The organism is Pseudomonas sp. PDM04, from assembly GCF_014851765.1.
Lineage (GTDB): Bacteria > Pseudomonadota > Gammaproteobacteria > Pseudomonadales > Pseudomonadaceae > Aquipseudomonas.
On record NZ_JACVAI010000002.1, the window covers coordinates 604,638 to 627,348 of the forward strand.

Sequence of the window (22,711 nt, forward strand, 5' to 3'; positions counted from 1 at the left end):
CGAACAATCGACCCGCACCAACAGTGTCGCCGCCGCCATCAACCAATTGGGCGCCGCCGCCCAGGAAATCGCGCACAACGCCTCCGACGCCTCGCAGCAAGCCTCGGCCGCCCGGGAACAGGCTGAAGACGGGCGTCAGGTGGTGGAACGCACGATCCAGGTGATGAACGAACTGTCGGCGAAAATCAGCGCCTCCTGCACGCACATCGAGGTGCTGAACACCAAGACCGTGGACATCGGGCAGATCCTCGAAGTGATCAAGGGCATCTCCCAGCAGACCAACCTGCTGGCGCTCAACGCCGCGATCGAGGCGGCGCGCGCCGGTGAAGCGGGTCGCGGCTTTGCCGTGGTCGCCGACGAAGTGCGCAGCCTGGCCGGCCGCACGCAGACCTCGGCAACGCAGATCCAGCTGATGATCGAAGCGCTGCAGGTCGGCGCGCGGGAATCGGTCAGCACCATGACCGAGAGCCAGCAGCACAGCGAGGAAAGCGTCACCATCGCCAACCTCGCCGGCACCCGGCTGGGCAGCGTGACTCAACGCATCGGCGAGATCGACAACGTCAACCAATCCGTGGCCGCCGCCACCGAGGAGCAGACCGCAGTGGTCGAGGCGCTGAATGTCGACATCACCGAAATCAACACCCTGAACCGGCAAGGGCTGGAGAACCTGCAATCGACCTTGCGCGCCTGCACCGAGTTGGAGCACGAGGCCGGGCGTTTGCAGCAGTTGGTGGGGAGCTTCCGGATCTGAGACGTGGGGTGTCTGACCTGAAGCCCCTATGGGAGCGAGCCGGCTCGTGGTGGATCACTCAGTGTTTCAGATGGCGCTGAGGCGCAGATGACCGGTGGGATCGACCTGCGCACTGACCGCCTCGTAACTGGCCATCGTCGCATGCGGCGTTTCAATCGGATGCTCATGGGTCGAGGTGATGATCAGCAAATCGGCCCCGGCCGCTTCTGCGGCCAGGATGCCCACCGTGGCGTCTTCGAAAATCAGGCACTCGCTGACGTCAACCTCCAGGCGCCTGGCCGCCAGGCGATACCCTGCCGGGTCCGGTTTCCCGGCGCTGACATCTTCTGCGGTGACCATCACCGCCGGCTCAGGAATGCCCGCCGCCGCCATTCGTCGCAACGCCAGTGCCCTGGGTGCGGACGTGACGATGGCCCACTGATGGGCCGGCAACGACTTGAGGAAATTGGCCGCGCTGGCCACTTCCACGATGCCTTCGACGTCATCGATTTCTGCCTGGGTAATCCACGCCGCTTCAGCGTCGGCATCGATACCGGGCAGGCCCTGGCGGTTGATGGTGTCAATGGCGCGAGCGCCATGGATGGTCGGCAGGAATGACGCGACGTCCACGCCGTGGCGCAAGGCCCAGACGGTCCAGATGCGCTCGGCGGCGGCGATGGAATTGAGGACGGTGCCGTCCATGTCAAACAGAAAGGCGCGATAAGGGGTGTTGAAGACTGACAAGGATGAACTTCCTCTGGCAGGCGCCGGGCGGCGGGTACCCGGCAATGTAGCATTGGCCCGTGTCGAAACTCACCTCTTGACCGGTCCCGACTTCAGCGCCCCTTCGACACAGTCGAGCAGTTGCCCCAGCGCCCAGGGTTTCTTGATGAACGAAACATCGTGCCTGACCCCGGAGGATTCCGGCGTCTCGTACCCGGACATGATCATGATCGGCTTCTCGGGCCAGCGGTCGCCGAACCGATTGGCCAGGTCGGCGCCATTGAGGGTGCCGGGCATGGTGATGTCCGTCAGCAGCAAGGCGACCTTGTCCGCGTGGCGCTCCAGATAACCGGCGGCATCATCGGCGCTGACCTGCGGTTCGATGGCAAACCCCTCCTCCTGAAGAATTTCGCAGAGAAACTCCAGGATCAACGGATCGTCTTCAACCACGAGAATCAACCCGTCCGGAAGGTGCTCGCCCGCCTTCGATATTGGACACATGACTTTGCCACTCCCTGAATACCTGATGATTTTCGCGGGCTCGAATCCGCTGCTTACAGGTATGAGCAGCGGGCTGCGCGGAAATTCATTTTTGATACAGGTCAGTGTGAAAAACGGATGGGTGCGAGCGAGCCGGCTCCGGGCGGCTCGCTCCCACAGGCGGGATTATTGCGACATGGCGTCTTTCTTCATGGCGTCCTTGGACATGGCGTCTTTTTTCATACCGTCCTTGGACATGCTGTCTTTCTTCATCGCGTCCTTGGACATGGCGTCTTTTTTCATACCGTCCTTGGACATGCTGTCTTTTTTCATCGCGTCCTTGGACATCGCCTCCTTGCTCATGCTGTCCTTGCTCATGGCGTCCTTGCTCATGGTGTCCGCTGCAAAAACGCTGGCGGCGCCCATTGCCAGGCACATGGACAACGCGAGGGTGGTCAATTTTTTCATGATGAAACTCCTTGAAGCTCAGGTTGCGAAGTCACGCAGCGGAGGCTGCGTGTTGAAGGTGCCGGACGTTGTCAGCTGCCGCCGAACCAGTTGTAGCCCTGGTCTTCCCAGTAGCCGCCGCTGTAGGTGTTGCTGACGAAAATCGCCTGGATGTGTTTGGGGTTCTTGTAGCCAAGCTTGGTGGGCATGCGCAGCTTCATCGGGAAGCCGTACTCGCGCGGCAATACTGCGCCGTCATAGGTCAGCGCCAGCAAGGTCTGCGCGTGCAGCGCGGTGGCCATGTCGATGCTGGTGTAGTAATCGTCGGCGCATTTGAAACCGACGTATCTGGCGTTGGTGTCGGCGCCGATCCGCCTCAGGAAATCGCTGAACCGCACCCCGCCCCAGCGACCGATTGCGCTCCAGCCTTCCACGCAAATATGCCGGGTGATCTGTTCTTCCTGCGCCATGGCACGCAGTTCCTCCAGGCGCCAACTGCGCTTGTCGGCGACCAGCCCGGTGACCTCCAGGCGAAAGCTCTCCTCCTCGACGGTCGGCGCCTCGTCGATGCCATAGAAGGCGTTGAAGGGAAACGGCCGGGTGATCATCGATGCCGGGTACGTGGGCGCCAGCGCATTGGGGTTGAACAGCCAGCCCTGCACCCGGTCGTTGAGCCGCGACATGGACGACAATGCAGTCTCGACGCTGTCGTTGTCGGTGATGTTGCAGCCGGACAACAGCGCCACGCCGCCCAGGGTCAGGCCCCGCATCAGGAATGAACGACGGGAGCGGTCTTCGATCTGCGGGGCGATGATTTTCCGGGCGTCCTTGAGGATGGACGCTTCGTCCAGCCCTTCGATGCGCTTTTTCATACGGACTCCTTGCGACCGACAATCATGGCCAGCAGTGTTTTGGGCACGAGTGCGACCATCACCAGGTGCACCGCCACGAAGGCCATCAACAGCGCCATCGCAATGAAATGCACATGCCGGGCGGCCTCGTAGCCGCCGAGCAACGCCCTGAGCAGCGGGAACTGCACCGATTTCCACAGCACCAGGCCGGAGATCACCAGCAACGCGATATCGAGCATCACGAACAGGTAGGCCAGCCGCTGCACCTGGTTGTAGCGGCTCAGGTCGGCATGGCCGAGTCGGCCCCGCAACGCGGCCCACAGGTCATGGATGACACCCTGGGGCGACAGCGGGAAGAAGCGCCGTTTGAGCCGGCCGCTGAACAGGTTGATGGCCAGGTAGATGAGGCCATTGATCGCCAGGAACCACATCGCCGCGAAGTGCCATTGCAAGGCGCCGCCGAGCCAGCCGCCCAGGGTGATCGAGGCGGGAAAACTGAAGTCGTAAAGAGGCGAAGCGTTGTAGATCCGCCAGCCACTGGTGACCATCACCAGCACCGCCAGCGCATTGAGCCAATGGGTCAGCCTCAGCCAGCGAGGGTGGCTGGCCCTGGGTGCAGCAGTTGACTGCGACATGTCCGGCTCCCGTGGTGGTTAGTCGTTGGGGCCGAGTATGGCGGCGGACATATCGCCAAATCCTCACCGAAAGTTAACTTAATTGTGATGATTGCCCCGCTTCCACAGCGGTCATGGGGTGGTCGGTTGTGCGTGTAACTATGGTTAAATGCCGCCCTGCCCAATCACCCCCCGATCCGATCCGATGAACTCACAAGCGCTGACCACCCTCCACGACCATCTGTTGACCGCCCTGGCAACCGCCCCCGCCGAAACCCGCCGGCTGTTTCACGGTCGCGGCCGCTGCTGGCCGGGGCTGGAGCAGTTGACCGTCGACTGGTTGCAGGGCGTGGTGCTGGTGTCGCTGTTCAAGGAACCCGAGGCGCAGCAACTGGCGGCGTTGAATCAGCAGCTGATGGCCCTCACCGGCTCACCCGAGTGGGCGCAGTCCGGCGCGCACACCCTGGCCTTGCAGCACCGTTACCTGCTGCAAAGCACCACCGAATGGCTGGTCGGCGACGTGATCGAGGACATGACCATCACCGAGGGCGGCCTGAGTTACCGGGTGGACCTGGGCCGCAAACAGAACACCGGGCTGTTCCTCGACATGCGCTACGGCCGCGACTGGGTGCGCGCCAACGCCCAGGGCAAACGCGTGTTGAACCTGTTCGCCTACACCTGCGGGTTTTCCGTGGCGGCCATCGAAGGGGGCGCCGAGCACGTGGTCAACCTCGACATGTCCAGCCCGGCGCTGAACCGCGGTCGCGATAACCACCGGCTCAATGGCCACGACCTGAGCAAGGTCAGCTTTCTCGGCCACGACCTGTTCAAGTCCTGGGGCAAGGTGATCGGCAAAGGCCCCTACGACCTGGTGATCATCGACCCGCCGTCGTTCCAGAAAGGCAGCTTTTTGTTGACCAAGGATTACCAGCGGGTGTTGCGCCGCTTGCCGGAACTGCTCACCCCCGAGGGCAGTGTGCTGGCGTGCATGAACGACCCGGCGTTCGGTGCGGACTTCCTGATCGAAGGCGTGATGCGCGAAGCGCCGGGCTTGCGTTTCGAGCAGCGGCTGGAGAATCCGCCGGAGTTTCCGGACGCCGATATCGAGTGTGGGTTGAAGGCGTTGGTGTTTCGGGCCTGATTGCGACGTCGCGTCCTTCGCGAGCAAGCCCGCCCCCTCAGGGATCTGCGTGCACCCGGATTTTGAGTTCAGCACGGTCGATGGTGGGAGCGAGCCTGCTCGCGATGGCATTGCAACAGCCAACACCCATCACCGCGGCCGCAGCACCAACGCAAACAACTCCCCGTGCCCATTCACCTTGAGCTTGTGATAGACATTGCGCCGGTGCACCTTCACCGTTTCGGGCGAAATCCCCAATTGCTGGGCGATGGCTTTGCTTGAGAAACCCTGCAGGATCAGCCGTGCGGTTTCGATCTCGCGCTGGGTCAGACGAGCGTCGAAGCGCTCCAGCAGCGCCGCGAAATCACCGGCCGCTTCGTGGGCAGGGCCCTCGGGTGGCAGCAATTGCACTTGCTGGCGCATCGCCGCGAGTACCCAGTCTCGTACGCACAACAAACGCCCCTGCTCTTCCAGGTTGAAGCGCGTCGAACGGCCTAGGGACAAGCCGAGCACGGCACCGTCGATATTGACCAGGTACTGCAACTCGTCGCCGCCGACCACGCGGCGGAAGTAGCTCAGGTAGTACTCGCTCTGCTGGAACTGGTCCGGCGCCACCGAATCCAGGCTGTGCAAACCGTCGGTGATACCCGCGCAGGCCGCGAGGTAAAAGGGATCGAGCAGGTACATGCCGGCACGGTAATCGGCCAGTTCTTCATGCTCGTCGCCCTGGGCCTGGGCATCGAAGTCGATCAACAGGCGAGGCACCCTTCCCGGCTGCATCAACGACACCAAGGCATTGTCCAGCGGCACCAGCAACCGCAGCGTGTCGACCAGCGCGCGCCAGAAAGTGTCCTGGCCCAACGCGCCGAACACGCGCGCCAGCCCCTGGTGCAGCGGCAACTCCTTGAGCAACGCTTCCACGTTCTACCCCTTTCGAGTAACCCATGATGGGAATGGGTCAGTCCCCGGCCTGCCGATACGCTGCCAGCACCTGTTCATCACCGGCCGCAGCAGGCCAGGAGTGCCGCATCATGAGTCGTCCCCGTCAACAGATCAATCTTGGGCTGAGCGCCTGCCTGTGCGTTTCGCTGTCGGCAGTGGCCGCCGCCCCTGCCCCGACGGTGCATGTCTACAACTGGTACGACTACATCGGCCCCACCACCCTGCACGACTTCAAGCGCGACACCGGGATCGAACCGGTCTACGACACCTTCGACAGCGCAGAAGTGCTGGAAGGCAAACTGCTGACCAGTCGCAGCGGTTATGACGTGGTGGTGGCCAGCAACTTCAGCCTGCCGACGCTGATCAAGGCCGGTGCCCTGGCCCCCCTGCCCCACGGGCAGATGCCGGACTACCCGAACATGGACGCCGACTTGCTGGCGAAACTGGCCAACAACGACCCGGGCAACCAGTACGCCGTGCCGTACCTGTGGGGCACCAACGGCATCGGCTACAACATCGATAAAGTCCGCGCTGCCCTGGGCGACAAGGCACCCGTGGACTCCTGGGACCTGGTGTTCAACGAAGCCAACCTGGCCAAACTCGGCGAGTGCGGCGTGGCGATGCTCGACTCGCCGTCCGAGATGCTGCCGGTCGCCCTGCACTACCTTGGCCTGCCCCCCAACAGCACCCACCCAGACGATTACAAGAAGGCCGAAGCGCTGTTGCTCAAGTTGCGGCCGCACATTGCCTACTTCAACTCGTCGAAATTCATCAGCGACCTGGCCAACGGCAACATCTGCGTGGCGGTGGGCTGGTCCGGCGCGATGCTCGAAGCCAAGACCAACGCCGAGCAGGCCAACAACGGCGTGAAGATCGCCTACAGCCTGCCCAGGGAAGGCGCACCGGTGTGGTTCGACACCCTTGTGTTGCTCAAGGACGCGCCGCACCCGGAGCAAGGCCTGGCCTTCATCGACTACCTGATGCGCCCTGAAGTGATCGCCCCGGTCAGTGATCACCTGTCCTACCCCAACGGCAACCGCAAGGCCACGCCACTGGTGGCCGAAGCGACCCGCAACAACCCGGCGGTCTACCCGTCCGCCGAGGCCCTGGCCAGCCTGTTCACCCTCCAGCCTTTGCCGCCTGCCACCGAGCGGCTGAGAACGCGGATTTGGAGCAAGGTCAAGAATGGGCAATAGGCCTGACGCCCCCCGCGCCCACAGGGATCAGCGCTCGATCCCCTTTTTCTTCCACGCAATTGAGACGAAAACACCATGAAACCACGTGCCCGTGACTTGAACATCCGGTTCGGCCAACTGCAACCCGGCCCGCTCAACGCCATCACCGACGTACCCGGCGTGCGGGTCGGCCACAGCAATGTGCGAGGCCACAGCGCCAGGGGTTGCGACATTCTGACCGGCGTCACCGTGATCGAGCCGCGTCCCGTGTCCAGCAGCCAGCACCCGTGCTTTGCCGGTGTGCATGTGCTCAACGGCAATGGCGACGCGACCGGCCTGGAGTGGATTCGCGAAGCCGGCCTGCTGACCAGCCCGATTGCTTTCACCAATACCCACAGCCTGGGCGTGGTACGTGATGCGTTGATTGCCATCGACCGTGAACAGCAACCCGACGACGGCCGACTGTACTGGAACATGCCGGTGGTGCTGGAGACGTTCGATGGCCTGCTCAACGACATCAACGGCTTTCATGTGCAACCCGAGCATGTGGCCGAGGCGGTGCGCGGTGCGTCGGCGGGACCGGTCAGCGAGGGTTCGGTGGGGGGCGGCAGCGGCATGATCTGCCATGAATTCAAGGGCGGGATCGGCACCGCGTCGCGCCGCTTGAACAGCGCCCAGGGTGGCTGGACGGTCGGGGCGATCGTCCAGGCCAACCATGGCGTGCGCAATGAGCTGCGAGTCGACGGTTACCCGGTCGGACGTTACCTGGAGCACGCCGACTCACCGTTTCTCAAGGCTGCGCTGCCCCATCCGGGCATGGGCTCGATCGTCGTCTGCCTGGCCACCGACGCGCCGCTGCTGCCGCATCAATGCACGCGCCTGGCCCAACGCGCCAGCCTCGGTCTTGCACGTACCGGCGGCGGGAATGAAGACCACAGCGGCGACATATTCATCGCGTTCGCCACCGGCAATCAGGTGCCGCCGGCGGCTTATGAAACCAAGCGGTCACCGACCTGCGACAACCTGAGCATGGTCAACAACGACCACATCAGCGAGCTGTTCCTGGCGGCGACCGAAGCGGTGGAAGAAGCGATCATCAATGCGCTGCTGGCCGCCGACAGCGCCGAAGGCAATGGCTTTGCGGTGCCGGGGCTGGGTGAGGAAACGTTGCTGGAGGCGTTGCGTCAGGCAGGTTGGCGGGCCTGACCGAAGCGCCCGATCCCTGTAGGTGTGTATTCAACTCAGGCGGCTGCGCACATACTCATTGGCCTTGAACGTCAACTGGTCCAAATGCCGATCCCGTTGTTTCTCGGCGTCGAGCATGGCGCGCTTGCCGTGGCGTTGCAGCAGGTAGGTGTGGATTTGCCGCACCTCCAGCGAGCTGTAGATCGGCGCCACTTCCACCCGTCCCGTCAGGCCCTCGGCGCTGTGATCGCGGGTGTTCATCAACACCTGCGTGCCGCGCGCGCCCAACACCTGGAAGCCCATCGACTCGAACCACGGCACCTTGGCCACGGCGCACGTCAGCTCGGCATGCGGGTAACGGCCGACCATTTCCCGCAGCATCCGGCGCGCAACGCCTTGGCGCCGATGGCTGGCCTGCACCGCCATGTAGGCCACGCCGCAGGCATCCGGATCGTCCTTGCTCGGCAGGTACAGCAGGAAACCGGTCACCGTTTGCGGATCGTCCACGTCCGTGGCCACAAGCAATTCCACGGCGATGCCCTTCTCCCCGTTCAGCGCCTCCAGATAGAGGTGCACCTCGTAGCCGATTGCGTACTGGTACACGTTGTACAAAAGGTTGCTCGGCGGGATGGCGACCATGCTGATGTCGGTCAGGTTGTCGACCACCAACTGCAGGATCTGACTGGCGACGGGTTCGGGGCATGGGGTTTTGTAGTGGGTGATCTGGAACATCGAGGGCTTTGACTCTGGGGCGGACGTCTGGGGTGCCTATCATAACGTGCCGCGGTCGATCAGGCGTCGGCGATGTCGGATGCAAAGACCATCGCCGGCGAACCGGCGATGGCGGTGTCAGCCGTGCATCACCACTGATAGGTCGCACTCGCCTGCACGGTCCGCTGCGAGCCATACCAGCACCACGAGTACGAGTAGCAGGTCGACACATACTCTTTGTTGGCCAGGTTGGTGGCGTTCACAGCCAGGCGCAGGTTGTCCTTGAGGCTGTTGATGTTCGGGATGTCGTAGTGCACCGACGCATCCACCAGGGTGTAGCCCGGCACTTTCAGGGTGTTGGCCGCATCGCCCCAGGACGAGCCGACGTAACGTGCCCCGCCGCCGACGCCAAAGCCCTTGGCCACGCCGTCGTGGAAGGTGTAATCCGCCCAGACCGACGCCGTGTGGCGCGGGATGCCGTAGGTGGTGGTGCCTTTGGTCGAGACCGCCGGGCCCACGGCGACGTCGGCGATCGGCGCGTAGTTGACGGTGCTGTTGGACTTGGTGATGCGGTTGTCCAGGTAGGCATACGCCGCGGTGATGTCGAGGTTGTCGTTGAGGCTGGCCTTGCCTTCGAGTTCAAAACCACGGGAGCGCACTTCGCCGCTCTGTTCCTGGCAACGACCGGTGCCACACAGGTGCGTCGGGTCCGGATCGAGGGTCGGTACGTTGGTCTGCGTCAGGTCGTAGATCGACGCGGTGATGAAGCTGTTGCTGCCCGGTGGCTGGTACTTGATCCCCACTTCGTACTGCTTGCCCTCGGTCGGCTTGAACACCGAACCGCCGTAACCGGTGCCGGACTGCGGCTCGAACGATTCGGCGTAGCTGACGTACGGCGCCAGGCCGTTGTCGAACAGGTAGACCAGGCCCACGCGACCGGTGAACGCCTCACTGTCCAGCGAGGTCTTGGTCTTGACGTTGCTGCGCAGGTTCAGCGAACTGTTGTGGTTGGTCGCCCAGTCATAACGACCGCCCAGCAGCAGGACCCACTGGTCCCATTTCAATTGGTCCTGGAAGTACACACCTTTCTGCTGGTTGCGTTGGGTGGCATCGCTGGTGAACGCCGGGGTGGTCACCGGCAGGCCGTAAACCGGCTCGAAAATATCGTGATTGGGCCCCGTACCAAAGCCCGACTTGGTGTCGGTGCTGGTGTTCTGGTAATCACCGCCGAACAGCACGGTGTGCTGCACCGGCCCGGTCTCGAATTTGGCCTGTGCCTGGTTGTCCACGGTGTAGGAATCCAGGTCCACGTCGGTGGCAATGGTCGAGCGTCGGGTGGTGTGGTAATCGGCCTGCAAGTTGGTGTGGTAGAGGCTGCGGTACACGCCTTCGCTGCGCAGATAACGGGCGTTCTGACGCAGGGTCCAAACGTCGTTCAGATGATGCTCGAACAGGTAACCGACCGAGAAATACTGGCGGTCGCTTTTCTCGAAATCCTTTTCGCCGTCGTAGTAATCGACGTCGATGTCGCGCCCCAGCGGGCTGTCCAGCACCGAGCCGTAAGCGGGCATCGAGCCATAGGACGCCGCTTTCGGGTCCTTCTGGAAATGCCCGAGCAACGTCAGCGACGTGTCTTCGCTGGGGCGCCAGGTGAAGGCCGACGAAATTGCCTGACGCCGGGTTTCCGTGTGCTCCAGTTGACCGTCGGCATCGTCGTACAGACCGGCCACGCGATAGGAGTAGACCCCTTGATCGTCAATCGGGCCACTCAGGTCGAAGGTCGTGCGTTTCTTGTTGAAGGTGCCGTATTCGACGCCGATTTCATGGAACGGCGTGTCCAGCGGCCGCTTGCTGACCATGTTCACCACGCCACTCGGGCTGGCCTGGCCATACAGCACCGACGACGGGCCGCGCAGGACGTCCACGCGTTCGAGGTCGAACGAATCCTTTTGCGGCGAAGCGTCGCGGCTGCCGGGCATGCGCAGGCCGTCCAGGTACACGGCCGGGGAGAAACCACGGATGGTCATCTGGTCCAGGCGCGATGCGGTCGAGCCACGGCTCTCGGTCACCACGGCAGCGGTGTAGCGCAAGATCTGGTTGAGGCTTTCGGCGCCCTGGGCGCGCATTTGGTCCTTGGTGACCACGGAGATCGACTGCGGCGTTTCGATCAGCGCCGCATCGGTCTTGGTCGCCGACAGCGAGCGTGTCGCCACATACCCCTTGACCGGGCCGGTCGGGCTTTCGCTGGCGTAGGCGCCGTTGATGTTGGTGGCCTGCAACTCCAGGGAGCCTTCCACCGGCTCCGGCGCAGGTTCGATGCGGTAACGCGTGGCCGACAACGCGATGGCGTTCAGACCACTGCCCTGCAGCAATCGGGCAAGGGCTTCACCCGTGCTGAAGGATCCGTTCAAACCGTTGCTGCTTTTGCCGCGCGTCAAGGCCGGGTCGAAGGCCAGCACCAGCCCCGCCTGCTCGGCCAGGCTGTTCAGCGCCTGGCTCAGGTCACCGGCAGCAATCGAAAAACTGCGCACCGCGCTGCTGGGTGCTTCGGAGACCGACGTTTCAGCCGCAACCAGCGGCGCCGCGACAAAAGCCATCGCCACTGAAAGTGCCAGTGGATGCAAGGGACGAACAAAGCGTGACATGAGAAATCCTGCGAAATGGAAGGCGTTACTAACCATGACGGCCATGTCAAAAAAAGGGACAAGGAATGCGAGCGATTTGCATTAATTTTTTGAAGGCCCTGGATTTGTGGCCTCTGGGGAGATGGAATCTGCCTGTACCTGCGGGAGCGGGCTTGCCCGCGATGAGGCCTTCACATCCACACCGCCTTCGCGAGCAGGCTCGCTCCCACAGTGGTTTTGTGGTGGTTCACAAAGCGGGTGCCCACATGAATACCTGTGGAACGAGCCTGCTCGCGATGAGCCTTCACACCCAACATCGAGGGTGACTGACACCTTGATCGCGGGCAGTGTCCACAGGGATCAGCGCGGCTTGACGACCACCAGCAGATCGGTGAAGTGCTCGACGTTGATAGGCAGGTTGTCCGCCAGGGTGGCCAGGGCGGCGTCGGTGTCGTCCAGGCGGAACACGCCGGACACCCGCAGGCCTTGCAGCGCCTGTTCGTCGAAGCGCACCAGGCCGTGTCGGTAGCTGGCCAGGGCCTGGAGCACTTCGCTCAAGGGGCGGTCGTCGACCTTGAGCAGGCCTCGGGTCCAGTCGTCCGGATGGGCGTTGCCGAAGGGTCGCGGCGGTTGCACGCGGCCTTCCCGGAGGATGGTTTGCTCGCCCGCCGCGACGTTCACCGCCTGCCCCGCATTGGGTTGGGCAGCGACCACCGACTCCAGCACGCTGACCACGGTCGAGCCATCGGCCTCGCGCTTGACCAGGTAGCGCGTCCCCAAGGCGGTCGCAGTGCCCTGGTCGGTGCGCACCACAAACGGTCGCCGGGCGTCCTTGGCCACCTCGACCCACAACTCCCCGGCCAGCAGTTCGATGACGCGCTGCTGTCCGTCGAACTTCACGTCCAGCGCCGAATGGCTGTTGAGCTGCAAATGACTGCCGTCGGACAGCACCAGCTCGCGCCGCTCACCAACACCGGTGCGCTGATCAGCCATCCAGATTGGCAGGTTATCCAGCCCGATCCAGCCGCAGACCAACACCCCCACCAGCGCGAGGGCCTGGGCACTGCGCCCCGCCATCGTCGGCCGCGGCCGGGCAAAGGCTTGCTTGAGGGCCACGCGCGCCGGTGCGGCGGGAAGCTCCTGCAAATCCCCCAACAACCCACGCATGCGCTCCACCGCCACCGCGTGGCGCGGGTCGGCTTCGCACCAGCGCTCGAAAGCCTCGCGGTCGGCCGGCGTCGACAGCTCATCGTGCAACAGGGTCAACCAATGGGCGGCTGCGTTGATCATGCGATCGGAAGGTTGATCGAAAGCGTTCACGGTTGGTCCGCGCCGTACAGGGTGTTGTAGCAGTGCACCAGCGCACTCGCGACATAGTTCTTGACCGTGCTGGCCGAGACGTTCAGTTCGAGGGCAATCTCGCTGTAGGTCAGGCCATCGAGCCGGCTGAGCAGGAAAGCCTCCCGGGGTTTGCTCGGCAGACCGGCGAGCATCACGGCGATTTTCTCCAACGCTTCCAGCGCGACGTGGACCGCTTCGGGGTCCGGCATGCCGGCGTCCTGCGCCTGGATGGTCAGCGCTTCCAGGTAGGCGTGCTCGATGCGTCGACGGCGGGCGCCATCGATCAACAGGCGCCCCGCCGTCGTCGCCAGAAACGCCCGAGGCTCCTTGATGGTGTGAGGTTCAGTCAGGCTGAGCACGCGAATGAACGCGTCATGCGCCAGATCGGCCGCCCGCTGTGAGCAGCCAAGTTTTTTCCGTAGCCAACTGTGCAACCAGGAATGGTGAGCGCTGTAGAGGTCGGTGAAAGTGCGCTGACGCAGAGCCACATCGTCATCAGCCACGGAAACATCGTGCATACGAAAAAATTTCTCAAATAAGAAAGATTACCAGTCGCGTGAACGATGACAGCAAAATCATGGCAGGGCAAGCGCCCAGATCAATGACACGAACACTATTGTTGCGGCGCCACCATGCGAAAACGGATATGGATATCGTCGGACACCACGGTGTCCGCGAACTCGCCTTCACCGATTCTGAAATCGCTGCGCTTAAGCGTCAGCTGACCATCGAAGATGCCAATGGCCCTATCGGCCTTGAGCAGCACCGGCACCTCCACCACTTGGGTGATGCCTCGGAGCGTGAGCGTGCCGGTGAACAGATAACGGTGGTCACCCAGCGCTTTCACTGCGGTGGAGGCAAAGGTCGCCACCGGTGAGTTGAGCGTGTCGAACCAGGCCGGTTTTTTCAGTTCTTCGTTGGCGTCACGGCTGCCGGCATCGATGCTGTCGAGCTCGATGGTGAGCCCGGCGTGGGCCGCCGAAGGGTTGCTGGTGTCGAAATCCAGCGTGCCGTCAAAGCGGCTGAACGTACCGTAGACCCGCGTCGTGAACTGGTTGTACGTGAAGGACAGCGTGCTGGCGGTGGCATTGACCTGCTTGTATTCCACGGCATCGGCGCAGGCCAGGACGCCGAAGGTCAGCACGGTCACCCAGGCGATGGAGTGGGAAAATCGGGCCTTCATGGGATTCTCCGGCCTTGCGCAGTGTGCCTGCGCCGGCATGGGTCAGTCCGTCGAGCGCATTGACTTGATCAGGTTGTTGCGCAGTTTCACCACCGACTGCTGTAACTGCGTGAACTCCTGCGTCGTCAGCCCGGTCGCCTCGGACAGGCCGCTTTCCGGCTGGTTTTCCCGCAGCGCGCGGCCTTGTCTGGTCAGTTTGATCCGCACTTGCCGCTCGTCCTCGGGGTCGCGCTGGCGTTGCAGATAACCCATTGCCTCGAGTTTCTTCAGGATCGGCGTGAGGGTGTTGGACTCCAGAAACAGCTTTTCGCCGAGGCTGCCGACGGTCTGATCGTCAGTCTCCCAGAGCGCGACCAGGGTGATGTATTGCGTGTAGGTCAGCCCCAGCTGCTCGAGCAAGGGCTTGTAGGCCTTGCCGAACGCCAGGTTGGTGGAATAGACCGCAAAACACAGGAATTCGGAGAGTTTCAGGTCGTCCGGGTCTACCTTGGCGGTGGCGTTCATGTGCGTCCTCGATGACGGATATTCGCGTTGGCTCGACTATACGTCGTACGCGACAGTGTCGGAAGTGCGCTAACGACTCGGCCGGTTCGACCTGGGGGGGCGAACCGGCGCGGGCCTTGCATTTAAAATCACATACGCTTTTATCGCATGCGATATTAATCCGCCAAAAAAAATCAGGCGGTCAGGACATTCAGCTCCACATCAATATTACCGCGGGTGGCTTTCGAGTACGGGCAGATCTGGTCAGCGGTGTGCGCCAGCCGGGTGGCGACCTCATGAGACAGGCCCGGTACGCGCAGGGTCAAGCGTGCCTGGAGGAAGTACTCCTTGCCGCCCTGCCCCAGATCGACTTCGATGTCGACCGACAGGTCCCCCGGCAACACCACGTTCAAGTCATTGGCCACCAGCCCGACGGCGGCGGTGTAGCACGCCGACCATGCACCGGCGAACAACTGCTCGGCAGTCGGGTGCGGCTGGGCGGCGGCAAACACATGAGCCGGCTTGGCACTGCCCGGTGTCGACAGGTTGATGTCGAGGGTGCCGTTGTGGCCGCGAGACGTGATGCCGGCGGCGCTGGCGGTGGTGTGGGTCTTGCCGGTGGCCAGGACTTTTTCGATCTTGCTCATGGGGTGAATCCTCTGTGTACAGTAATTTAGAATTGTCATCGTATTCGATTTGATCGCATGCGATGTATTAATATTCACTGACACACACCTGAATGTCAACAGGCTTCAAACCAGCCTTTCGACGAACGGCGTCCAGCAATGGCTGGCACCGCTCATTGCCGGGAATGCCGTCAGAAGTAATGGTCCAGTTTCAACCGATCCAGAATCGCTTTGTCCACCGCCTCGGACGACTGCATGTGACACGCCAACGTGGCAAACCTGTAGCCCTTTCCAAACGGTGTCGCGATGACAGCTCGCCCCTCGCTGACCAGCGCGGCCCTCTAGTCCTGCCCCCTGCCGGGAATGCCGCAGTCCCGTGGATGCAGGTGAAAAGAGGCAAACACGATCGTTTCCTCGATGACACTGTCGACGTGGCTCAACAGGTATTGCCAACAGGTCAACGCGATGAAGACGGTGTAAATCGATCCGACGAACACGATGCCCAGCATCCACGAGCGACGCGTGTGTTCAAGCCCGGGCTTGTAGCGTTTGCGGAACGGCGCTGTAAGAGGGTTGCTCTTGATTGCCTCGAAGAAAGTCGGCGTCGTGAAGGCCATATACAGCGACACCGCGAACACGATGAGGCTGATGAGCAAGGTCGCAAAAAACGCCCACAGGTAGACCAGGATCACCGTAGTCAGGGCCTTTTGCGCGCCCGAAAACTGAGCCGCATCGATCCGGGTACTATTGACGATAAAGGAGTCCGCATAGGCACTGGCGACCAGCCCGAAGCCAATCGTGATCAAGGCCGTCAGGACCGTCATCCACCAGGCGTTGGCCTTGAATTTCTCCACCAGCCTGAAATGCAGGATGGAGAGAACCGATGAACTGACGCACAGCACCACCAGCAGGACTCGCCCCAGATCCTTGCTCACCGGGCTGCCGAGCCCCACCCAGAGCATCATCAACATCAATGCGCTGATGGAACCCAGGGTGATCGCCGCCCAGTACTCGCGGGCTCCCCACCAACCGGTGCTGATGTTGAGCCGCCAGGGAAAATGCTTTGAGGGCCTTCTGACAAACAGTGGCGGGTCGGTGAAGCGGTCCACCACTTCAAGAATCAAAGCAATCAGCAGGTAGGTCACGATAGTCGCGAGCATCGATCTTGAGCGTCCTTTCACAAATTTCGGACGACGTTATCTCATGAACGTGGCCGAGTTTCGATGCTTCGCAATGCCAAGCGCCCGCCTACACCAACCGCTCAATCTTCTGATGCTGCCATACCAACTTGTAATAAAGCGTCTGCAACAACAGCATCCCCAGATACGCCACCGGAAACGCCATCCACACCCCCTGCAACCCGAAGTGCCCGTCCAGCACGTACGCCACCGGCAACTGCACCCCGAGCACGCAGACGATGGAAATCGCCATCGGCACTAGCACCGAACCGCTGGCGCGCATGATGCCGCCGATGATGGCCTGGAAGCCGAACACCAGCAGGCTCCAGAGCATGATGTGCAGCAAGTGCTCGGCCATCGTGCGGGTGGCGTCTTCGGTGAGGAACAACCCCAGCAGCCAGTGCGACAACACATACCCCAGCAGCACCAGGCCACCGGTCAGGCACACGTTGATCCACAGCCCAGTGCGCAGAATCGGCCCCATCCGCTCGACCTGCGCCGCGCCAATCGCCTGCGCGCCGAGGATCGAGGCGGTGATCGCAATCGACAACGCCGGGAACTGCACGTAATTGACGATCTGCGTCACGGCGCCATAGGCTGCCGTCGCCTGCGAACCGTGCTGGTTCACCAGCGCCAGAATCACCAGCTCCGACAACGACAACACCACCATCTGCAACCCCGTGGGCAAGCCGATGCGCAACACCTTGCCGAGGATCACCGGGTCCAGGCGCATCGCGGCGAACATCTCGCGGTCCGGCGCCAACGGATGCCCGCGCCGAATCAACCGCCACGCCAACCAGCCCATCGCCGCCAGGTTGCCCACCAGCCCCGCGTACGCCGCGCTCTGGATCCCCATCATCGGCAACCCGAACCAGCCGCGAATCAAGGCCGGCGTCAGCGCCAGACCGATCAACGTCGACACCAGCAACGCCATCAGCGGCGACAGCGTATCGCTCACCCCGCGCAGCAACTGGGTGAACAGCACGTAGACCAGCAGCGACGGCATGATCCACAACATCACATGGGCATAGGCCACCGCGTCATCCAGCACATCCGCAGGCGTGCCCAACCCCTGCAAGGCCGTCCGCGCGAACAACGTGCCCAGCACCGCCGCGACCAGACCGATGATGGCCCCCAGCAGCAACGTGGCAGCGGCAATGGCCTTCACCAGATGGGTTTCACGAGCGCCCCACGCCTGCCCGATCAACACCCCCGCCCCCGCGCCGAGGCCAATCACCAAGGCGATGAAAAAGAACACGATGGGAAACATCCCCGACACCGCCGCCAGCGCCTGGGTGCCGAGCATCTGGCCGATGTAGATGCTGTTGACCGTGCCCGTCATGGATTGCAGGAAATTGGACAGGACCATGGGGCCGAGGAAAAACAGATAGGTTTTCCAGAGGGGACGTTGGGTGGTGGCGGTGTGCATGGGGTGCGAGTCCGGCTCGATGGCGAGGGTGGGATTCTAGAGGATAGCGTCAGCGGCGATGAACAATTTGAAAGGCAGGATTCTAGGCGAGTTTGAGGGTTGTCAGCCGGGTGATGCGAAAGTCCTAGGACGTTATAAAGGGTCCTACAAAAATCTAGGAATCCGTCACCTACCCTGCTGTTCCGATGAAGCTTAAAGTCGATTCCGTCGCCCTGAATGGCGATTCGGGTTTGGCGACCCGATGGATCGGATGCACAAGCGCTGTGCTTTAATGCACGCGCTTTTGCATACCCGCAAAGCTGTCTTTATGGCAGCTGTGCGCGGGAGACCCTCGGGTCTGCCGGAATCCCGATCCCCGGCTCGCCAACCCGCGTACAGCTGTCACCCATTCGCTTGGCGACGATTGAGGGACAGTCCTACTTTGCCTTGATCGGAGATTTACTCATGGAAAGATACATGCCCCTCACCGGAATCGACCTGGTCCCGGCCTCTCTGCTGATAGATACCCAAGCGCCCCTCGACGTTCTGCAAGCTGCCGCTGATTACCGCATTCGCACCGTCACGCAAGTCCTGGAAAACATCGCCTTTCGCGCCGAGCTGGGTTGCGACACGGTGGTGTTGAAGGATTTTTGTCAGTTGCTTGCCATTCCGTTGCGGGATGGGTGTGATTTGCTGGATGTGGTTGGGCGGCGGTTGCGGGCGCAGGCTAAGGGGTGAGGGAGAACGGGCGCTGAGGCGCCCTTTTTTATTGCTCTGGACGAGGTCTCCTTTCGGCCAGGAGCGGCCGTTCCTCACTCGCCGCTTTCATCACAAACTGACATTACCGGCCAGTTTTATCTCCAAGCTTTCTTGATTGTTTAAGAGAGCGAGTTTGCTCCTTCTCGCGTTTAAGAAACTGGTGTGATGCTTCGAATCACTCGGCAGTGAATAGCGTTCGGTTCAAGTGATAACGCCACGGCTCTAATTGCCTTTTGAAGGTGTTTAGTTTCAGGATCGTGAGTGAAACCTTCAAAGTCGGCCCTGCTTTTCCATTGCGCATAGTTCACCACATGTCGCCCGTCGAAACTGGCGTGAAAGGTCGAGGAGATGAAGCCGGGCCTGTGACGTATCCATCGCTCAACCTCGCCAGCGATGGCGTCGATCAGTTCTAGCTGCTTGTCCGCGGGCACATCGAACCGAACAATCTGTGTAAATGTGTCGCCTTCTTCAATGTGAATTAGCGCCATGATTGACCTTCTTTTTGGTGGCTTCTTCTGATGACACCGGCCATGCTTATGCGTGCATTTGAAATGCATGGGCCGGTGCCTGTTGAGAAATTTCAGCAGTAGGCTTTTTATTCGCCGAAGGCCTCCATGAGTACTTGAACCAACTCTCCTCCTTCTGGTGTGGCCCAACTGCCTGCCAGTTCGGCGATCAATTGATTGGTTGTGGTCAGCGTCACACCGGCTTTGTCCATACGGCGCAAAGCGATGTCATCCGCCATGGCTGTCGGTGAGGCGCCACCATCAGCAACAACTTGCACTTCGTAACCATCACGTACCAGCGAGAGTGCTGGATAAACGGTGCACACATCGTTAGTTACGCCGGCAATAATCAGTTTGTTGCGGCCAGTCGCTTTCACAGCTGCGGCGAAGTTATCATCGTCCATAGCATTGACGATGCCCATGCGCTTGATACGTCCGGCAAACTCAGTTGGGAGGATTTCTTCCAGTTCGCTCAGCAGCGGGCCTTGGGCATACTCTTCCATGCTGGACGTCAGTACCACGGGAAGCTTGAGAATGCGGGCAGCTTTGGCCAGCATCAGAGCGTTGCGCTTCAGTTCTTCAAAAGGCATGGATTTAGCCCAGCCCATGGTTCCGACCTGGTGGTCGATCAGTAGCAAGGCGGCATTATCGGCATTGAAGTTTTCGAATGACATTGTGATTCTCCTGGCAACTGCGATGGGGACTTTTCCCCTGGTTAAAAAGCTTGCAGTGTTCCGAAGTCACCGCGCCGGTAGCCATCGACTGCTGCGGCCAGCGCGTCCCTCGAAGCGAGGGCGATTGGCCCTTGCCAAAACACAGGTTGATTCAACGGAGTGCCGGAAAATAAGACTGCCTTGGCATTTCCGTTCTTTGCTTGCAGGGTGACAACCCGATCCGCGCGCTGAGGAAGATTGACCGGCGCCTTGGGGTCATTCAGATCGAAAGGCTGGCCGTCCACATACACCTCACCGCCGATAGGCATCACGAATGCCACGTGTCCTTCTGGAACCGGGATCTTCACTTCGCTTGAAGCGTCAAGAGTGATGTCCAGAAGCCTTACGTCCGTGGGTAGTAGCAACGGAGAAGCCAGCCCTTCGAAGTTGCCTAATGGAACTCTGATTTTAGCCCCAGCCCGATAAGCCGTAGGTACGTCCTGAGCTTCCACGCTGAAGACAAATGGCGCATCTGCCTGTTTGTCCTGTGGGAGGTTGATGAAGATTTGCAACATGTGAACGGTCTTGCCCGGCTGGGCCGGGACCTCTTCATGAACAATGCCTTCACCCGCCGCCGTCCAGTGCAAACCACCCGGTTGGATCAGGTTGCGGTTGCCTAGCGAGTCCCGGTTATCGATGCCTGTTTCCGAATCCAGGAACAGGTAGGAGACCGCAGAAAAGCCCGCATGTGGATGCGCGGGAAAGGTTGGTCCGCTAATCCATGCGTGGTCTACACCCAAGAACGGATCGATAGGTTTCGCGTACTGATCACCCCGCAGGGTGAACGCCCGGAACTGGCTGCCGTGGTTCATGCGTTGTAAACGTGCGATGGGTAGCATGGTTGCGGTCCTCAGGCCTCTTGAGACAGGGTTGGATAATCGATATAGCCTTCTGCGCCTGGGGCGTAAAAAGTATTTTTGTCTGGCGTATTCAATTCAGCACCTACCCGGAACCGTTCAGGCAGATCGGGGTTGGCCAGGAAGGTGCTGCCGAATACTGCGGCGTCTGCTTTACCTTCATTAATCAGCGACTCGGCGCTTTCTTTGGTCTGGCCACTGCCGATCAGGTAGCTGCCATCGAACAGCGGGCGCAGCGCCCCGTGGTAGTCAAACTTGGCCCCGAACAGCGCTACATGTAGATAAGCAAGCTGTAGGTCACGAAGCTGCTTGACCAGATAGGTGTAGGTTTCCTGCGGATTGGCATCGACGATGTCGTTGAAGTTCATCTCCGGGGAAATCTTGATACCGACACGATCGCTGCCCACTTCATTCACCATGGCGGCGAGCACCTCCAGTACGAAGCGAGTGCGGTTTTCAACCGAACCACCGTACTGGTCGTTGCGCTGGTTGCTGCCGGTGGAGAGAAACTGCTCAGGCAGGTAGCCCGAGGCGGCGTGCAGTTCAACGCCGTCGAAACCCGCTGCAATCGCCCGGCGCGCTGACTGGCGGTAACCTTCAACAACCTCAGCAATTTCAGCGATGGTCAGGGCGTGGGGTATTACAAAATCCTGCAATCCTGTACCGGTATAGGTCTGACCGGCGGCTTTGATCGCCGAGGGCGCCTGCGGTTGTGCGCCATCAGGCAGCAACGAAGGATGAGACACGCGTCCGCAATGCATCAGTTGCATGAAGATGCGCCCACCGCGAGCGTGAACAGCGTCGGTGACTTTTTTCCACGCCGCGACCTGCTGGGTGGTTTCGATACCGGGTGTGCGGATATAGCCTTTGCCTAGCGCAACCGGGAATACGCCTTCGCTGATGATCAATCCCGCAGAGGCGCGTTGTGCGTAGTAGCTTGCAACCAGCTCGCTGGGCACGCCGGCATCATCTGAGCGCGAGCGGGTCATTGGTGCCATGACCATACGGTTGGATAGTGTGTAGCGGCCTACCTGGACTTCGGAAAAAAGAGATTTCATTTCGGTGCCTCTTTGAGTGATGGGCCCATGATTGATCAATCCGTATTCGGGATAAATGCCGTAAAATCGAAATTACTAATCCATAGATGGGATAATCCTTTGGACTTCCTTAACGACATGGCGCTGTTTGTCGAAGTGGTAAAGGCGCGCAATTTCACGCGTGCGGCAGAAACGCTGGGAATACCCAATTCGACTTTGTCACGGCGTATCAGTGAGCTAGAGAAAGGCATTGGCTTGCGGTTGTTGCACCGCACGACGCGCAAGATAGAGCCGACCGAAGCGGGTCGGCTGTATTTTGAACGCTGTAAGCGGATCGTCGATGAGGCTCGTCTGGCGCATGAGCAGCTAGGTGAAATGTTGGCCCGTCCCAGTGGACTACTGCGTGCCTCGTTGCCCGTAGACTTCGCCACCGTCTACCTGGCCCCGTTGATTGCGGAGTTTTCGCAGCTCTATCCCGGTATCAATTTCGAATTCGATCTGAGCCCACGCCAGGTCGATCTGATCACTGATCCCGTGGACGTTGTGATTCGGATGGGGGAGCCTGCAGATTCCAATCTGATAGCTCGTAAACTCGCGAGTTTGGGGCGCAGGCTGTATGCCTCTCCCAGATACTTGGAGATATCCGGTGAGCCTGGACGTCCATCGGAACTGGTTAATCATGAGTGCCTACGTTTGCGTGGCCAGGGTGCAGGTCGTTGGACGCTGTCTTGCGATTCTGAGAGGGTGGATGTCGATGTCGGAGGGCGATTCGAACTTAACAGTGTAGGCATGCTGAGGCGTCTGGCATCTTTGGATCTTGGCGTGGCGTTGTTGCCTGAGGGGATCGCAGCCCAAGATGTTTCTGACGGGAAACTTCGCAAAGTGCTACCGCAATGGCAAGCATTGCCCGTTTCAGTTTACGCGCTGACTGAAACCCGCTTGCTTCCAGCGAAAACGCAAAAATTCATTGAGTTTCTGCGAGATAAGCTTGAATGCGCATAGTGTTCAAAGTACATGA

Annotated in this window: 24 protein-coding genes and 1 pseudogene; 6 read left to right on the top strand and 19 right to left on the bottom strand. The window is 60.9% G+C overall.

The genetic code is table 11. The annotated features are described in order from the left end of the window. Positions 1-154 precede the first annotated feature (154 nt). Positions 155-751 (top strand): annotated as a pseudogene (locus tag IB249_RS30110) (methyl-accepting chemotaxis protein); the annotation flags it as partial. Positions 752-817: 66 nt separating this feature from the next. Here IB249_RS30110 and IB249_RS09605 read toward each other — a convergent pair. The 5 genes from IB249_RS09605 to IB249_RS09625 all read right to left on the bottom strand — a co-directional run bounded on the left by IB249_RS09605 (position 818) and on the right by IB249_RS09625 (position 3,866). Beyond that, positions 818-1,474, bottom strand: a complete 657-nt coding sequence (locus tag IB249_RS09605) for an HAD-IA family hydrolase (RefSeq protein WP_412547992.1) — start codon at positions 1,472-1,474, stop codon at positions 818-820. 69 nt (positions 1,475-1,543) lie between these two features. Next, entirely contained in the window at positions 1,544-1,954 is a 411-nt protein-coding gene (locus tag IB249_RS09610; RefSeq protein WP_192303935.1) for a response regulator, read from the bottom strand. 165 nt (positions 1,955-2,119) lie between these two features. Beyond that, the gene (locus tag IB249_RS09615; protein ID WP_192303937.1) at positions 2,120-2,401 is read right to left on the bottom strand and encodes a pentapeptide MXKDX repeat protein; all 282 of its coding nucleotides are present in this window, start codon (positions 2,399-2,401) and stop codon (positions 2,120-2,122) included. 71 nt (positions 2,402-2,472) lie between these two features. Beyond that, positions 2,473-3,252 carry a molybdopterin-dependent oxidoreductase gene (locus IB249_RS09620; RefSeq protein ID WP_192303939.1) on the bottom strand — a complete coding sequence of 260 codons (780 nt, stop codon included), beginning with the start codon at positions 3,250-3,252 and terminating at the stop codon, positions 2,473-2,475. Beyond that, the gene (locus IB249_RS09625) at positions 3,249-3,866 is read right to left on the bottom strand and encodes a cytochrome b/b6 domain-containing protein (protein WP_192303941.1); all 618 of its coding nucleotides are present in this window, start codon (positions 3,864-3,866) and stop codon (positions 3,249-3,251) included. The genes IB249_RS09620 and IB249_RS09625 overlap by 4 nt, the downstream gene beginning before the upstream one ends. A gap of 184 nt (positions 3,867-4,050) precedes the next feature. On the opposite strand from IB249_RS09625, the gene IB249_RS09630 reads away from it, so the two are divergent. Next, positions 4,051-4,986, top strand: a complete 936-nt coding sequence (locus tag IB249_RS09630) for a class I SAM-dependent methyltransferase (protein ID WP_192303943.1) — start codon at positions 4,051-4,053, stop codon at positions 4,984-4,986. Between the two features lie 129 nt (positions 4,987-5,115). Here the strand turns inward: IB249_RS09630 and IB249_RS09635 are convergent, their stop codons facing one another. Beyond that, positions 5,116-5,886, bottom strand: a complete 771-nt coding sequence (locus tag IB249_RS09635; protein WP_192303945.1) for a helix-turn-helix transcriptional regulator — start codon at positions 5,884-5,886, stop codon at positions 5,116-5,118. 110 nt (positions 5,887-5,996) lie between these two features. Here IB249_RS09635 and IB249_RS09640 point away from each other — a divergent pair, with 110 nt between their 5' ends. Further along, positions 5,997-7,103, top strand: coding sequence for a polyamine ABC transporter substrate-binding protein (locus IB249_RS09640; protein ID WP_192303947.1), 1,107 nt, complete (start codon positions 5,997-5,999; stop codon positions 7,101-7,103). 75 nt (positions 7,104-7,178) lie between these two features. Then, positions 7,179-8,288: a P1 family peptidase gene (locus IB249_RS09645; protein ID WP_192303949.1), complete on the top strand. Its 1,110-nt coding sequence runs from the start codon at positions 7,179-7,181 to the stop codon at positions 8,286-8,288. A gap of 30 nt (positions 8,289-8,318) precedes the next feature. On the opposite strand, the gene IB249_RS09650 is transcribed toward IB249_RS09645, so the two are convergent. From IB249_RS09650 to IB249_RS09690, 9 genes are all read right to left on the bottom strand, one after another. After that, positions 8,319-8,999 carry a GNAT family N-acetyltransferase gene (locus IB249_RS09650; protein ID WP_192303951.1) on the bottom strand — a complete coding sequence of 227 codons (681 nt, stop codon included), beginning with the start codon at positions 8,997-8,999 and terminating at the stop codon, positions 8,319-8,321. A gap of 128 nt (positions 9,000-9,127) precedes the next feature. Beyond that, positions 9,128-11,623, bottom strand: coding sequence for a TonB-dependent siderophore receptor (locus IB249_RS09655; RefSeq protein ID WP_192303953.1), 2,496 nt, complete (start codon positions 11,621-11,623; stop codon positions 9,128-9,130). A 339-nt stretch (positions 11,624-11,962) separates the two neighbouring features. After that, a complete protein-coding gene (locus tag IB249_RS09660) occupies positions 11,963-12,892 on the bottom strand; it encodes a FecR family protein (RefSeq protein WP_192304857.1) in 930 nt (309 codons plus the stop codon). Positions 12,893-12,918: 26 nt separating this feature from the next. After that, positions 12,919-13,461, bottom strand: coding sequence for a sigma-70 family RNA polymerase sigma factor (locus IB249_RS09665; RefSeq protein WP_192303955.1), 543 nt, complete (start codon positions 13,459-13,461; stop codon positions 12,919-12,921). Positions 13,462-13,556: 95 nt separating this feature from the next. Next, positions 13,557-14,126, bottom strand: coding sequence for a YceI family protein (locus IB249_RS09670; protein ID WP_192303957.1), 570 nt, complete (start codon positions 14,124-14,126; stop codon positions 13,557-13,559). 42 nt (positions 14,127-14,168) lie between these two features. Further along, a complete protein-coding gene (locus tag IB249_RS09675; protein WP_192303959.1) occupies positions 14,169-14,630 on the bottom strand; it encodes a MarR family winged helix-turn-helix transcriptional regulator in 462 nt (153 codons plus the stop codon). Between the two features lie 173 nt (positions 14,631-14,803). Then, the gene (locus IB249_RS09680) at positions 14,804-15,256 is read right to left on the bottom strand and encodes an Ohr family peroxiredoxin (RefSeq protein WP_192303961.1); all 453 of its coding nucleotides are present in this window, start codon (positions 15,254-15,256) and stop codon (positions 14,804-14,806) included. 320 nt (positions 15,257-15,576) lie between these two features. Next, the gene (locus tag IB249_RS09685; protein ID WP_192303963.1) at positions 15,577-16,395 is read right to left on the bottom strand and encodes a hypothetical protein; all 819 of its coding nucleotides are present in this window, start codon (positions 16,393-16,395) and stop codon (positions 15,577-15,579) included. 88 nt (positions 16,396-16,483) lie between these two features. Further along, positions 16,484-17,842 carry an MATE family efflux transporter gene (locus IB249_RS09690; protein ID WP_192303965.1) on the bottom strand — a complete coding sequence of 453 codons (1,359 nt, stop codon included), beginning with the start codon at positions 17,840-17,842 and terminating at the stop codon, positions 16,484-16,486. 444 nt (positions 17,843-18,286) lie between these two features. Here IB249_RS09690 and IB249_RS09695 point away from each other — a divergent pair, with 444 nt between their 5' ends. Further along, positions 18,287-18,559 carry a hypothetical protein gene (locus IB249_RS09695; RefSeq protein ID WP_192303967.1) on the top strand — a complete coding sequence of 91 codons (273 nt, stop codon included), beginning with the start codon at positions 18,287-18,289 and terminating at the stop codon, positions 18,557-18,559. Between the two features lie 170 nt (positions 18,560-18,729). On the opposite strand, the gene IB249_RS09700 is transcribed toward IB249_RS09695, so the two are convergent. From IB249_RS09700 to IB249_RS09715, 4 genes are all read right to left on the bottom strand, one after another. Next, complete coding sequence (locus tag IB249_RS09700; RefSeq protein ID WP_192303968.1) at positions 18,730-19,068, bottom strand: antibiotic biosynthesis monooxygenase family protein; 339 nt, start codon at positions 19,066-19,068, stop codon at positions 18,730-18,732. Positions 19,069-19,175: 107 nt separating this feature from the next. After that, positions 19,176-19,760, bottom strand: a complete 585-nt coding sequence (locus tag IB249_RS09705; protein WP_192303970.1) for an isochorismatase family protein — start codon at positions 19,758-19,760, stop codon at positions 19,176-19,178. Positions 19,761-19,801: 41 nt separating this feature from the next. After that, positions 19,802-20,638: a pirin family protein gene (locus IB249_RS09710; RefSeq protein WP_192303972.1), complete on the bottom strand. Its 837-nt coding sequence runs from the start codon at positions 20,636-20,638 to the stop codon at positions 19,802-19,804. An 11-nt stretch (positions 20,639-20,649) separates the two neighbouring features. After that, positions 20,650-21,714 carry an alkene reductase gene (locus IB249_RS09715; protein ID WP_192303974.1) on the bottom strand — a complete coding sequence of 355 codons (1,065 nt, stop codon included), beginning with the start codon at positions 21,712-21,714 and terminating at the stop codon, positions 20,650-20,652. A gap of 99 nt (positions 21,715-21,813) precedes the next feature. Between IB249_RS09715 and IB249_RS09720 the strand changes: the two genes are divergently transcribed. After that, on the top strand, positions 21,814-22,695 hold the full coding sequence (locus tag IB249_RS09720; protein ID WP_192304859.1) for a LysR family transcriptional regulator: 882 nt from the start codon (positions 21,814-21,816) through the stop codon (positions 22,693-22,695). Positions 22,696-22,711 lie beyond the last annotated feature (16 nt).

Bases quoted from the DNA above. Each gene is read 5' to 3' on its own strand.
- IB249_RS09655 (WP_192303953.1), bottom strand. From the start codon at position 11,623: ATGTCACGCTTTGTTCGTCCCTTGCATCCACTGGCACTTTCAGTGGCG.
- IB249_RS09640 (WP_192303947.1), top strand. From the start codon at position 5,997: ATGAGTCGTCCCCGTCAACAGATCAATCTTGGGCTGAGCGCCTGCCTG.
- IB249_RS09685 (WP_192303963.1), bottom strand. From the start codon at position 16,395: ATGCTCGCGACTATCGTGACCTACCTGCTGATTGCTTTGATTCTTGAA.
- IB249_RS09630 (WP_192303943.1), top strand. From the start codon at position 4,051: ATGAACTCACAAGCGCTGACCACCCTCCACGACCATCTGTTGACCGCC.
- IB249_RS09700 (WP_192303968.1), bottom strand. From the start codon at position 19,068: ATGGCGCTAATTCACATTGAAGAAGGCGACACATTTACACAGATTGTT.
- IB249_RS09645 (WP_192303949.1), top strand. From the start codon at position 7,179: ATGAAACCACGTGCCCGTGACTTGAACATCCGGTTCGGCCAACTGCAA.
- IB249_RS09695 (WP_192303967.1), top strand. From the start codon at position 18,287: ATGGAAAGATACATGCCCCTCACCGGAATCGACCTGGTCCCGGCCTCT.
- IB249_RS09690 (WP_192303965.1), bottom strand. From the start codon at position 17,842: ATGCACACCGCCACCACCCAACGTCCCCTCTGGAAAACCTATCTGTTT.
- IB249_RS09705 (WP_192303970.1), bottom strand. From the start codon at position 19,760: ATGTCATTCGAAAACTTCAATGCCGATAATGCCGCCTTGCTACTGATC.
- IB249_RS09680 (WP_192303961.1), bottom strand. From the start codon at position 15,256: ATGAGCAAGATCGAAAAAGTCCTGGCCACCGGCAAGACCCACACCACC.
- IB249_RS09610 (WP_192303935.1), bottom strand. From the start codon at position 1,954: ATGTGTCCAATATCGAAGGCGGGCGAGCACCTTCCGGACGGGTTGATT.
- IB249_RS09660 (WP_192304857.1), bottom strand. From the start codon at position 12,892: ATGATCAACGCAGCCGCCCATTGGTTGACCCTGTTGCACGATGAGCTG.
- IB249_RS09670 (WP_192303957.1), bottom strand. From the start codon at position 14,126: ATGAAGGCCCGATTTTCCCACTCCATCGCCTGGGTGACCGTGCTGACC.
- IB249_RS09665 (WP_192303955.1), bottom strand. From the start codon at position 13,461: ATGCACGATGTTTCCGTGGCTGATGACGATGTGGCTCTGCGTCAGCGC.
- IB249_RS09715 (WP_192303974.1), bottom strand. From the start codon at position 21,714: ATGAAATCTCTTTTTTCCGAAGTCCAGGTAGGCCGCTACACACTATCC.
- IB249_RS09675 (WP_192303959.1), bottom strand. From the start codon at position 14,630: ATGAACGCCACCGCCAAGGTAGACCCGGACGACCTGAAACTCTCCGAA.
- IB249_RS09710 (WP_192303972.1), bottom strand. From the start codon at position 20,638: ATGCTACCCATCGCACGTTTACAACGCATGAACCACGGCAGCCAGTTC.
- IB249_RS09615 (WP_192303937.1), bottom strand. From the start codon at position 2,401: ATGAAAAAATTGACCACCCTCGCGTTGTCCATGTGCCTGGCAATGGGC.
- IB249_RS09625 (WP_192303941.1), bottom strand. From the start codon at position 3,866: ATGTCGCAGTCAACTGCTGCACCCAGGGCCAGCCACCCTCGCTGGCTG.
- IB249_RS09620 (WP_192303939.1), bottom strand. From the start codon at position 3,252: ATGAAAAAGCGCATCGAAGGGCTGGACGAAGCGTCCATCCTCAAGGAC.
- IB249_RS09650 (WP_192303951.1), bottom strand. From the start codon at position 8,999: ATGTTCCAGATCACCCACTACAAAACCCCATGCCCCGAACCCGTCGCC.